This is a genomic window from Pseudomonas sp. PDM09 (assembly GCF_014852305.1).
Classification (GTDB): Bacteria; Pseudomonadota; Gammaproteobacteria; order Pseudomonadales; family Pseudomonadaceae; genus Aquipseudomonas.
Window position 1 is genome coordinate 256,879 of the sequence record NZ_JACVBI010000012.1, and the last position, 11,473, is coordinate 268,351.

At 57.8% G+C, this 11,473-nt stretch carries 9 protein-coding genes, 1 other RNA gene and 1 pseudogene; 9 read left to right on the plus strand and 2 right to left on the minus strand.

Features of this window, described 5'->3' with window-relative positions:
* Window positions 1-47: 47 nt before the first annotated feature.
* From IB250_RS26090 to IB250_RS26125, 8 genes are all read left to right on the plus strand, one after another.
* Window positions 48-872, plus strand: coding sequence for a (Fe-S)-binding protein (locus IB250_RS26090; protein WP_192346352.1), 825 nt, complete (start codon window positions 48-50; stop codon window positions 870-872).
* Window positions 869-2,323, plus strand: coding sequence for a LutB/LldF family L-lactate oxidation iron-sulfur protein (locus tag IB250_RS26095; protein WP_192346354.1), 1,455 nt, complete (start codon window positions 869-871; stop codon window positions 2,321-2,323). The genes IB250_RS26090 and IB250_RS26095 overlap by 4 nt, the downstream gene beginning before the upstream one ends.
* A complete protein-coding gene (locus IB250_RS26100) occupies window positions 2,323-2,994 on the plus strand; it encodes a LutC/YkgG family protein (protein WP_192346356.1) in 672 nt (223 codons plus the stop codon). The genes IB250_RS26095 and IB250_RS26100 overlap by 1 nt, the downstream gene beginning before the upstream one ends.
* Entirely contained in the window at window positions 2,991-5,801 is a 2,811-nt protein-coding gene (locus IB250_RS26105; RefSeq protein ID WP_192346358.1) for an FAD-binding and (Fe-S)-binding domain-containing protein, read from the plus strand. Before IB250_RS26100 ends, IB250_RS26105 begins: the two co-directional genes overlap by 4 nt.
* 129 nt (window positions 5,802-5,930) lie before the next feature.
* Window positions 5,931-6,212, plus strand: a complete 282-nt coding sequence (locus IB250_RS26110; RefSeq protein WP_123498856.1) for a hypothetical protein — start codon at window positions 5,931-5,933, stop codon at window positions 6,210-6,212.
* Window positions 6,213-6,430: 218 nt separating this feature from the next.
* A complete protein-coding gene (locus IB250_RS26115; protein ID WP_192346360.1) occupies window positions 6,431-6,706 on the plus strand; it encodes a hypothetical protein in 276 nt (91 codons plus the stop codon).
* Between the two features lie 116 nt (window positions 6,707-6,822).
* Window positions 6,823-7,216: a transfer-messenger RNA gene (ssrA, locus tag IB250_RS26120) on the plus strand.
* Window positions 7,217-7,403: 187 nt separating this feature from the next.
* Window positions 7,404-8,660 (plus strand): integrase domain-containing protein, encoded by a 1,257-nt coding sequence (locus IB250_RS26125; RefSeq protein WP_192346362.1) that lies wholly within the window; start codon window positions 7,404-7,406, stop codon window positions 8,658-8,660.
* A 639-nt stretch (window positions 8,661-9,299) separates the two neighbouring features.
* On the opposite strand, the gene IB250_RS28950 is transcribed toward IB250_RS26125, so the two are convergent.
* Entirely contained in the window at window positions 9,300-10,103 is an 804-nt protein-coding gene (locus IB250_RS28950) for an endonuclease NucS domain-containing protein (RefSeq protein ID WP_122559349.1), read from the minus strand.
* Window positions 10,104-10,350: 247 nt separating this feature from the next.
* On the minus strand, window positions 10,351-11,085 hold the full coding sequence (locus IB250_RS26135) for an HNH endonuclease (protein ID WP_192346364.1): 735 nt from the start codon (window positions 11,083-11,085) through the stop codon (window positions 10,351-10,353).
* 12 nt (window positions 11,086-11,097) lie between these two features.
* Between IB250_RS26135 and IB250_RS26140 the strand changes: the two are divergent.
* A pseudogene (locus tag IB250_RS26140) lies at window positions 11,098-11,277 on the plus strand (transposase); the annotation flags it as partial.
* Window positions 11,278-11,473: the final 196 nt, after the last annotated feature.

The following is an 11,473-nucleotide window of genomic DNA, read 5'->3' on the forward strand; positions in this document are numbered from 1 at the left end:
AGCAGCCTCAGCGGACGGATAACCGGGACCACCCGGAGACACGCCTGATGAGCGAGCTTTTTTACAACGCTGTGCCGAATGCGACCCGCGTCGCCCCGCCACTGCCCGAGCCTCGGCAATACCCCAGCGAAAAACCGTCACGGGTCTACCTGTTCGGGACTTGCGTGGTGGATCTGTTCTACCCGGAAGCCGGGATGGACGCGATCCACCTGCTGGAACGCGAAGGCATTCGTGTCGAATACCCGCAAGGGCAAAGCTGCTGCGGGCAACCGGCCTACACCTCGGGTTACACCGAACAGGCCCGGACCGTGGCGCGCTCGCAACTGGCGCTGTTTGCCGGCGATTATCCAGTGGTGGTGCCGTCGGGGTCTTGCGCGGGGATGCTGCGCGAACACTACGCCGACTTGTTCAAGGACGAGCCGCACACGCTGAAACAGGTCCAGGCCCTCGCGGCACGGACTTATGAACTGGCGGAGTTCCTGCTGTTTGTCTGCAAGGTGCAACTCAAGGACAGCGGCCAGCCGGTCAAGGTGGCGTTGCACACGTCGTGCTCGGCACGCCGAGAAATGAACACCCACCTGCACGGCCGTGAGTTGTTGGCGCAGCTAAGCAATGTGGAGCGAGTCGACCACAGCCACGAAAGTGAATGCTGTGGCTTTGGTGGGACTTTCAGCGTCCGTATGCCAGATATTTCCGGCGCGATGGTGGCTGACAAGACCCGGTCGTTGAAGGAATCCGGTGCGCACAAGGTACTGAGTGCCGACTGCGGTTGCCTGATGAACATCAATGGCTCGCTGGAGAAACAGCAGGAAGCGTTGCGAGGTCAGCATCTGGCCAGTTTCCTGTGGCAGCGTACCGGAGGTGCCCGATGAGCACTTCCACGATTATTCCTACGGTTGCCGTAGAAGAAGACTTTCGCGCCCGGGCGCACAAGGCATTGGCTGACACGCAACTGCGAAACAACTTTCGCAGCGCGATGGATTCACTGATGAGCAAACGGGCAGCGTCCTTCAGCGATGCCCATGAAAGAGAACATTTGCGAGTGCTGGGCAATGCTGTCCGCGCCCGTGCTTTATCCAAGTTGCCCGACCTGCTCGAGCAGCTTGAACAGAACCTGACCCGCAACGGTGTGACAGTGCACTGGGCGGAAACGGTGGACGAAGCCAATGGCATCGTCTTATCGATCATCCGCGCTCACGAGGGGCGGCAAGTGATCAAGGGCAAATCGATGGTCAGCGAAGAGATGGAAATGAATCACTTCCTCGCTGAACAGGGCATTGAATGCCTGGAATCGGACATGGGCGAGTACATCGTCCAGCTCGACCACGAGAAGCCTTCACACATTATTATGCCGGCGATCCACAAGAACGCCGGTCAGGTCGCGTCCTTGTTCCACGACAAACTTGGCGTGGAATACACCAAGGACGTTGACCAACTCATTCAGATCGGTCGCAAGGTCTTGCGGCAGAAATTCTTCGAAGCGGACATCGGCGTCTCCGGCGTCAACTTCGCAGTGGCCGAAACCGGCACCTTGCTGCTGGTGGAAAACGAAGGCAACGGGCGCATGACCACCACCGTGCCGCCGGTGCACATCGCCGTCACCGGCATCGAAAAAGTCGTGGAAAACCTGCGCGATGTGGTGCCGCTGCTGTCACTGCTGACCCGCTCAGCCCTTGGCCAGCCGATCACCACCTACGTCAACATGATCTCCGGCCCACGCAAGGAACATGAACTCGACGGCCCTCAGGAAGTGCACCTGGTATTGCTGGACAACGGTCGCAGCCAGGCCTTCGCCGACAGCGAACTGCGCCAGACCCTGAACTGCATCCGCTGCGGCGCCTGTATGAATCATTGCCCGGTCTACACCCGAATCGGCGGTCACGCCTATGGGGAGGTTTACCCTGGGCCTATCGGAAAAATCATCACCCCGCACATGGTTGGCCTGGCGAAAGTCCCCGACCACCCGAGTGCCTCGTCGTTATGCGGTGCTTGCGGTGAAGTCTGCCCAGTAAAAATTCCGATCCCCGCATTGCTGCGTCGCCTGCGGGAAGAGAACGTCAAAGCCCCGGACAGCCCGCATCAAGTGATGCGCGGTCAGGGCAGCAAGTACTCGCGCAAGGAACGGTTTATCTGGAACGCCTGGGCGAAGCTCAACAGCTCGCCAACGCTCTATCGCCTGTTCGGCTTCTTCGCCACCCGTCTGCGCGCGCTGACCCCGAGCAACGTCGGCCCGTGGACCCAGAACCACAGCGCACCGAAACCCGCCGCCCGCTCACTGCATGACATGGCCCGCGAGCATCTGGCCAAACAGGGAGACCGCTGATGAGCGCCAAGCAAAATATCCTCGCCAAATTACGCAACAGTCTGACAGGCACCACACCGGTGCCAGACAACTTCGATATCGAATTGGTGACCGAGCCCTACACCTACACGCCAGAACAACGCAGCCCGCAACTGCGCAAACTGATGGAAGCGGTGCACACCGAAATTCATCTGACGTCCAGAGATGGCTGGCCCGAATTGCTGGCGCAACTGCTGCAGGATCGCCAGTTGCCAAGCCTGTTGATCGCGCCGACGACACCCCACGGTCAACGCATCACTGCGCATTGGGCGAAAAATCCTGGCCTGCCCGCGCTCAAAGCCTACGACCGTCCGGTCGAGGAATGGAAAGCCGAGTTGTTCAACGACACCCCGGCCAGCCTGACCACCACCCTCGGCGCAATCGCCGCGACAGGTAGCCTGATTCTCTGGCCGACGCGGGAAGAACCGCGCCTGATGAGCCTGGTGCCGCCGGTGCATTTCGCCCTGCTCAAGGCCAGTGAAATCCGCGATAACTTCTATCAGGTGCAGCAGGAGTTCGAATGGGCCCAAGGCATGCCGACCAACGCCTTGCTGGTGTCCGGCCCGTCGAAGACTGCCGACATCGAGCAAGTATTGGCTTACGGCGCCCACGGCCCGAAAGACCTGGTCGTTCTGATCCTGGAGGACCAATGAGTCTACCGGCAGCTTTCCTGCGAGATGCACAGCGACTGATTCCTGAAACGCGACGTTTCGACGATCCGCTGTCGACCTTGGCCTTCGGCACCGACGCCAGTTTCTACCGGCTGATTCCGAAACTGGTGATCCGCGTCGAGTCCGAAGATGAAGTGGTGGCGCTGCTCAAACTGGCGCAACGGGATCAAGTCCCGGTGACCTTCCGCGCCGCCGGCACCAGCCTGTCTGGCCAGGCCATCAGCGATTCGGTGCTGATCGTGCTGGGGGATAACTGGAACGGTCGCGAAATCCGAGGTCAGGGCACGCAAATCCGTCTGCAACCGGGCGTGATTGGCGCCCAAGCCAACGCCTGGCTGGCACCATTCGGACGTAAGATCGGCCCAGACCCGGCATCGATCAACGCCTGCAAAATCGGCGGCATCGTCGCCAACAACGCCAGTGGCATGTGCTGCGGCACAGCGCAGAACACCTATCACACATTGGCCGGGATTCGCCTGGTACTGGCTGACGGCAGCCGTCTCGATACCGAAGACGCCACCAGTGTGACGGCCTTCCGTGAGAGCCACGCCGAGTTGCTGGAACAACTGGCAACGTTGGGCCGCGAGACCCGCGCAAACTCTGAACTGGCCGCGAAAATTCGCCACAAATACCGTCTGAAAAATACCACCGGTCTGTCACTCAATGCGCTGGTGGATTTCGATGAGCCTGTGGATATCTTGAGCCACTTGCTGGTGGGCTCCGAAGGCACGCTCGGGTTTATCAGCGCGGTGACTTACGACACGGTGATCGACCATCCGAACAAGGCGTCGGCGCTGATCGTGTTCCCTGATGTAGAAACCTGCTGCAACGCCGTCACCGTGCTGAAAAGCCAACCCGTATCAGCGGTGGAATTGCTGGACCGCCGCAGCCTGCGCTCGGTGCAGGACAAGCCCGGCATGCCGGCTTTCGTACAACAACTGTCGATCAATGCCTGCGCCCTGCTGATCGAATCCCGCGCCGCTTCGTCCTCTTTGCTAAGAGAACAGCTGACGCAAATCATGGCGTCGCTGACCAGCTTCCCGGTGGAGAAGCAAGTCGACTTCACCGAAGACCCGGTGGAAAACGCCCGGCTCTGGGCGATTCGTAAGGACACTTTCCCTGCCGTCGGCGCGGTGCGCAAAACCGGCACCACGGTGATCATTGAAGACGTCACCTTCCCGGTGGAACAGCTGGCCAGTGGCGTCAACCGCTTGATCGAGCTGTTCGACAAACACCATTACGACGAAGCAATCCTTTTCGGACACGCCCTGGAAGGCAATCTGCACTTTGTCTTCACCCAAGGCTTCAACAGCGCGCAAGAAGTCGCACGCTACCAGGCGTTCATGGACGACGTGGCGCAGTTGGTGGCCGTTGAATTCGGCGGCTCGCTAAAGGCCGAGCACGGCACCGGTCGCAACATGGCGCCCTTCGTCGAACTGGAATGGGGCAGCGATGCGTATCAATTGATGTGGCAGCTCAAACGCCTGCTCGATCCTAACGGCATTCTCAACCCGGACGTGGTGCTCAGCGACGATCCACAGATCCACCTCAAGCACCTGAAACCGTTGCCGGCCGCCGATGAGATTGTGGATAAGTGCATCGAGTGTGGCTTTTGCGAACCGGTGTGCCCGTCGAAAGGCCTGACATTGAGCCCACGCCAGCGCATCGTGATCTGGCGAGATATCCAGGCCAAGAAGCGCGCAGGCGTCGACACCACCGAACTCGAAGCCGCTTACGAATACCAAGGCATCGACACCTGCGCCGCCACTGGCCTGTGTGCGCAACGTTGCCCTGTAGGAATCAACACCGGTGAGCTGGTGAAAAAGCTCCGTGGCCGTCAGGCAACGCATACGAAAACCGCTAACTGGATTGAAGGAAATTTCGCCACCGCGTTGCAAGGCGCGCGCTTCACTCTGCACGTCGCCAACGGTGCGCGGATGCTGTTGGGAGCACCGCGCCTGGCAAAACTTTCGGCATCGCTAACGCGGCTGTCCAAGGGTCAAATCCCGCAATGGACCAACGCCATGCCGCAGCCGGAAAGGGCCATTCGCTTCAGCCCGAGCGTGTCGGACGAACGCCCTAGGGTGGTGTACCTGGCGGCCTGCGTGTCGCGGGTCATGGGCCCGGCGGCGGGTGATAAAGAGCAAATGTCGTTGTACGAAAAAACCCGTGGTCTGTTGGAGAAGGCCGGTTATCAGGTGGTCTTCCCGGACAATCAGGACAACCTCTGCTGCGGTCAGCCGTTTGCTTCCAAGGGTTACGCTGAACAGGCCGAACGCAAGCGCCAGGAACTGATCGGCGCACTGCTGCACGCCAGCCGCGGCGGGCTCGACCCGATCTATTGCGACACCAGCCCCTGCACCTTGCGGCTGGTTCAGGACCTGGGCGACGTGCGACTGGACTTGTACGACCCCGTACGCTTCATCCGCACTCACTTGATGGATCGTCTCGATTTCACCCCCCAGGAAGCGCCGATCGCGGTGCATGTCACGTGCAGCACTCAGCATCTCGGCGAGAGCCAGGCGTTGATTGATCTTGCGCGCAAGTGCAGTAAAAACGTGGTCATCCCGGAAGGCATTCACTGCTGCGGTTTTGCCGGCGACAAGGGCTTCACCACCCCGGAACTGAATGCCCATTCGTTACGCACGCTCAAGGACGCGGTACAGCAATGCAGCGAGGGGATTTCCACCAGCCGCACCTGTGAGATCGGTCTGACACAACATGGCGGAATTGACTACCACGGGCTGGTCTATCTGGTGGATCGAGTGACCCAGGCCAGGGCGACCTGAAGAAAAATAGAACCCTGACGCACCGTCGCAGTCCACCGATCAAGTCCCGCAAACGCGGGACCTTTCCCAAAATTGGCAGCCCGTCCTGATGGCCAGCGATGCCTGGCCCCTCAGTTCAAGGAGATACCCATGAAACGCTCAGTGCTGTTAGGTCTGTTCGTTACTGCCTCAATGCTGGCCTCCTCCTCGTTTGCCGCCGGCGATGATCTCTGTGCAACCAACCTGAAAGCCATCGCCAATGCCAAGACCCAGACCCTGGCGCCGGAAATGAGTGCTCGCGTCGAGGCAAGTGTCCAGCAGGCCAAGGCCTACCAGGCGCAAAACACCGAGGAAGGCACCAAAAAATGCATCTCCGAAACCACTCAAACCCTGCAGGAGATCCAGAACGCGGGCAAAGGTGATAAAGGCTAAGAACTACTGAAGGCCAACCTTCGGGTTGGCCTTCTGAGCCATGTAAACCCTAAGCTTGCGGAGCATCAGGCGTTTCTTGTCCCTTTTTCGCACCCGCCTCCCGGAAAAATCTTTCACCCCATCGCCAGCAAAACAGAACCCTTGCACGCCATCACAGTCCATTTGTTAAGCCCCAATCAGCGTGGCCCATCCCCCCCCCCCCGTTCCAGGAGATACCCATGAAGCGTTCCGCCCTGGCTGGACTGCTCATCGCTGCAACAATGCTGGCCTCCTCCGCATACGCCTCAAACGATAGCGATCAATGCGTAATGAAGCTCCAGGAAGTCAACAGCAAGCTGTCCAGCGCAGCCACGCTGGACGCCGCCACCAAAGGTGTCGTCATCACCAAAGCCGAACAAGCCAAGGCAGCCCACGCCGCCAACAATGACAGAGAGTGTGTTTCCCTGACGCAGCAAGCGCTTCAGGACATTCAAAGCCACGCGCACGGTCAGTAGGGTCAGACCAGAGCCAATCCAGCGTTGGCTCTGACACGCAAGCACGGACAGAAGGTCGACTCGCCGCGCGCATTGGCGTACACTGCGCTTGCCTGCTGGTTACACGCAGCAGGTTCGGGGCCGTTTAGGATTCGACGCCGGTTGCGAAACTTTAGGTGCATGCCGAGTTGGTAACAGAACTCGTAAATCCACTGTTGCAACTTTCTATAGTTGCCAATGACGAAACCTACGGGGAATACGCTCTCGCTGCGTAAGCAGCCTTAGCCCTTCCCTCCTGGTACCTTCGGGTCCAGCAATCATCAGGGGATGTCTGTAAACCCAAAGTGATTGTCATATAGAACAGAATCGCCGTGCAGTACGTTGTGGACGAAGCGGCTAAAACTTACACAACTCGCCCAAAGCACCCTGCCCGTCGGGTCGCTGAGGGTTAACTTAATAGACACGGCTACGCATGTAGTACCGACAGCGGAGTACTGGCGGACGGGGGTTCAAATCCCCCCGGCTCCACCAAATGATCAATCAAAGACGTCCACGGACGTCTTTTTTTGTGCCTGAAATCCAGCAAGATCAAGGATTTAGGCGCTACTGGGCTCCGCTGAGGTTTTCAGAGTTCCAGCCGTTTGGGTATTCCAAATGGTATTCCAGGCCATCCAGTGCTATTTTTTGGAATACCAAAACGGTGTCAGAGGAAGCTCTCATGCCTGCTCTAGCCCTCCGCCTTTCCGACCGCCAGCTCAAGGCAGTCAAGGCAAAAGACAAGGATTACGTCCTCAGCGATGGTGACGGCCTTCAGCTCCGAGTCAGGAGCAACGGCTCGATGCTGTGGAACTTCAACTACCGCGAGCCGGTAACTAAAAACCGTATCAATATGGGGCTGGGCACGTACCCAGAGCTCTCACTAGCGAGCGCCAGGAAAAAAGTGGTGGAAGCGCGCGAGCTGCTTGCACAAGGCATTGATCCCAAGGTGCACCGCAATGCACAGGACGAAGCCAAACGAGCGGAGACGGAACACACGTTCGAGAACGTGGCCACCGCCTGGTTCGAGCTGAAGAAGGACTCCGTCACGCCGGCGTACGCCGAAGACATTTGGCGATCGCTCACGCTGCATGTGTTTCCAGACCTGAAAACAACGCCGCTCTCGAAAATTACCGCACCGATGGTCATCGAACTGCTTCGCCCAATCGAAGCCAAAGGCAGCCTCGAGACAGTGAAGCGACTGAGCCAACGGCTCAACGAGATCATGACCTACGGGGTGAACTCCGGGTTGATTTTCGCTAATCCCCTCAGTGGCATTCGGGCGGTATTCAAGAAACCCAAGAAACAGAACATGGCCGCGCTACGACCCGATGAGCTTTCTGAGCTCATGATCGAAATCGCGAACGCCAGCATCAAGCGGATCACCCGCTGCCTGATCGAATGGCAACTGCACACCATGACCCGTCCTGCCGAAGCGGCTACCGCCCGATGGGTAGACATCGACTTTGACAAACGCATCTGGACCATCCCACCAGAGCGCATGAAGAAGCGTCGTCCGCACACCATCCCGCTGACCGAACAAGTACTCGCGTTACTGGAGACGCTCAAGCCCCACAGCGGCCACAGGGAATACGTGTTCCCGGCAGATAGAAATCCGCGCACCCACGCCAACAGCCAGACCGCCAACATGGCGTTGAAACGCATGGGCTTCCAGGACCGCTTGGTCAGCCACGGCATGCGCTCCATGGCCAGCACCATCCTGAACGAGCATGGGTGGGATCCGGAGCTGATCGAAATCGCGCTGGCGCATGTCGACAAGGACGAAGTCCGAAGCGCTTACAACCGAGCGGACTACATCGAACGCCGGAGACCGATGATGGCTTGGTGGAGTGAGCACATTCAGAAAGCGGCCACCGGCAACCTGTCGGCATCTGCGATCAATCAAACCAGGGACCACAACGTCGTGCCAATACGGTGAGCGCTCACCGGACGCCGCCAGGAACCGAGAATGACTCCCCAGATGGAGTGTTGGTTGATTTGGCGACAGCGGCGACAGCGGCGACAACCCGCGTAATACCTGGCCTGCAGCATGGCGACAAAAGTGGCGACTGTCGCCACTGCAAGCCTTGTTCTTGGGGCCTTTTGACTAAGTCCATGCGAGCGGGAAGGCTCCGCATTCCCACTCGCATGGGCTCTGCGTTATGGCATCTCACTTGACCACCTAATTGCATTGCCACTGAACAGTCATTCGCATTCGCGCTGACCAGCCGTTTGCAGTTGATGGATGTCAGCGGATGCCACTCAGCCGCGAGAGCGTCAGCCAAGCACTGAAGGACTGCAACCGGCCGATTGTGTTGAAAAAGTCGACCCGGCCTGGTGACCCATGCATTGAGCGGTGAAAGCGCCTTTTTTGCACGCCGCTACGTCAAATCTGAATCCTGAACCTTCTGCGCTAAACACAGATTTCAATCTCAGACGCGCACTTTTCTGCCGTGGAAACCGAAGCCGACTTTTTCAACACAATCGGCCAAAAGAGACCGTGACTCTGCCGGGTCAACGCTCTATTCACGGGAAGATGTCGGCTGGTCACGGCCTTGCTAGGAGGGGTGGCGTCCGGTCAACTATGCAGGGCCACCGATCGAAGCGACACAGCAAGGTCATATTCCATCAGGCGTACGTTTGGCACCTGTGATGCCGCGTACCGTAGTTTTTGGCCGATGTCAGAAGCGACGATGACGCCATACACGCTCCTCTCGCCCGCGAGGTGCTCTTTCACCCAGCCCATGTAACGAAGGATTTGTCCCATTGCCGCGTCCGGCCCACGGCCTACTTTCAGTTCGAGGACGTAGAAGTCGCCGTTTCCCGTCGCCAGGATGTCGATCGGGCCGACGTCAGTTTGGAACTCCACGCCGTCGCGATCGTCCGTGCGGTATAGCGTGAGCGGCGCATCGTGTCCAGGTAACCTTGGAAGTTTTTTAGCGAGGTAATCGCGCAGGTGTGCCTCCAGAGCGAACATGCTGTACGCCTCATCGGATGCCTCAACAGCTTCGACGATCGGCAGCGGATTCTCACCCACCCCGTCAGCGAGGCGGACGATCAGTGCGCCATCGCCAGATTGTGCGATCTCCCACACGCCGTGCTTCTCTGGTTGGTACCAAACGACCCGGCCGCGCCCAGTGCTATACAGGTAATCGTAGGCCGTGTCGGTGAGCCGTGGTTTCTTGTTCTCGTTGTAGTGAATACGTGATGGGTGATTCACCGCCCCCGAGATGATGCTGCATGTCATCGAACTGTCGTTGACGTCATGACCATACATCGACCTTACCTTTGCTTTAATCGCAGGGTATGTGCATTCCCCGTTCATCTGCTGCGCCGCTTCCCGAACCATCTGCCATACCGGCGGGCGGTTGCCATTGCTCACTGTTGTACTCCTCGTTTGTGTTCTGTTTTCGCGTAATGAACCACGCCGTGAGCGTATAGGGTTCACTTAATCGTGGTAGCAATTCGTTAGCCCTTACGGCGAGCTTTGGATAGTAAGCCGCCTTTCAAGAGAGGGCGTAATCGGTCAGTTTCGGCCTTTCATGAGCGTCGATTAAATCTGGTACGGTTCAGCCCATGCCGTTGTGTGCGACCTACTTCCCGGCAGCTTTGATATTAGTGGGTGTGAACTACGCGAAGCCGAACGTATCCCTATGGGCAGCAAGGTAGGGCAAATGCTTTGGATTGAGCTTGCGTAGCTTCATGGATTTCGACAGACCAAACTCTGGAGGCAGCTTTTCGGCAATGCTGGACAGCAGAATAGAGCCATCATCTTTGAATGAGATCAGACCTTGGTCAAACAGGCGATCGTAGTGTGGCGCCAGTAGCAAGCCGTTAAATGGATCGAGCTTGGAATCTGCTTCTGACTGGCTCCAGGGAACAATGTGCGATGCGACCAGCAGCTTGGGCTCCTTTACTCCGGAGAGTGCGCAAGCATCACCCCAAAACCCCATCAATTGCTTCCTGAACTTCTGCTGGCCGACACGGGCCATGATTGTCGTTGCCCGAGCGGTAATCAGGTTAGCCAAATCTTTTGTACTCCCGACCTGGCCATCTTCATGTTCAACGGCATCGAGCACGGTAACGATGAAGCTGGATTCGGAATTTTCCAGCACGATGGGGCTGATCATATCAACGAGCGCTTTCGGGAACTTGATCTCGCGTCCGCTAGTGATCTGAAAGTAATCGACGATATCCAGTTCGAATCGTGGCTCGAATGAGATTTGTAGGAGGCGGCGTGTGCCGTCTACGAAATTGCAGTTTTCACGAACCTCGGTGTGGGAGCCCCAAAGAATGTGTTCTTTTTTACGGTCGCGGAATGGCTGTTGCCAGGATGTATCCGATAGTTTGATGAGCTTGGCCATGCCAATCCCTTTTCGAATGAGAACACCAATGGGCTGTTAAGACAGTACTTCCCGAAAGGGACTGACCTTGCTGATCACTCGCAAGCCACGCTCAATGAGGTGGCAAGGCAGCTAAATAGCCGCCCTCGGAAAACACTAAACTACGAAACGCCCGCTGAACGATTTAGGCAATCTGTTGCATCGACCGGTTGAATCCACAGCCAAAAGCAGCCAGTCAGCATCCACGAATGGGCCGATTCACGGTGTGTGGTGCTAGGTTAAGGGACACCCATTAGCCGGTCTCAAGTCAAGGTTAAAAGCCTCCGCACCCTGCGGTTTTTAACTGCAGGGATTACTCTTTAACTCAACCTGATCGGTTGAACCCGTCGAACCCGTTTCCTCTTCATTG

Excerpts from the sequence above, each read along its gene's own strand:
- IB250_RS26125 (WP_192346362.1), top strand. The coding sequence starts at position 7,404 with ATGCCTGCTCTAGCCCTCCGCCTTTCCGACCGCCAGCTCAAGGCAGTC.
- IB250_RS26100 (WP_192346356.1), top strand. The coding sequence starts at position 2,323 with ATGAGCGCCAAGCAAAATATCCTCGCCAAATTACGCAACAGTCTGACA.
- IB250_RS26105 (WP_192346358.1), top strand. The coding sequence starts at position 2,991 with ATGAGTCTACCGGCAGCTTTCCTGCGAGATGCACAGCGACTGATTCCT.
- IB250_RS26090 (WP_192346352.1), top strand. The coding sequence starts at position 48 with ATGAGCGAGCTTTTTTACAACGCTGTGCCGAATGCGACCCGCGTCGCC.
- IB250_RS26110 (WP_123498856.1), top strand. The coding sequence starts at position 5,931 with ATGAAACGCTCAGTGCTGTTAGGTCTGTTCGTTACTGCCTCAATGCTG.
- IB250_RS26135 (WP_192346364.1), bottom strand. The coding sequence starts at position 11,085 with ATGGCCAAGCTCATCAAACTATCGGATACATCCTGGCAACAGCCATTC.
- IB250_RS26115 (WP_192346360.1), top strand. The coding sequence starts at position 6,431 with ATGAAGCGTTCCGCCCTGGCTGGACTGCTCATCGCTGCAACAATGCTG.
- IB250_RS26095 (WP_192346354.1), top strand. The coding sequence starts at position 869 with ATGAGCACTTCCACGATTATTCCTACGGTTGCCGTAGAAGAAGACTTT.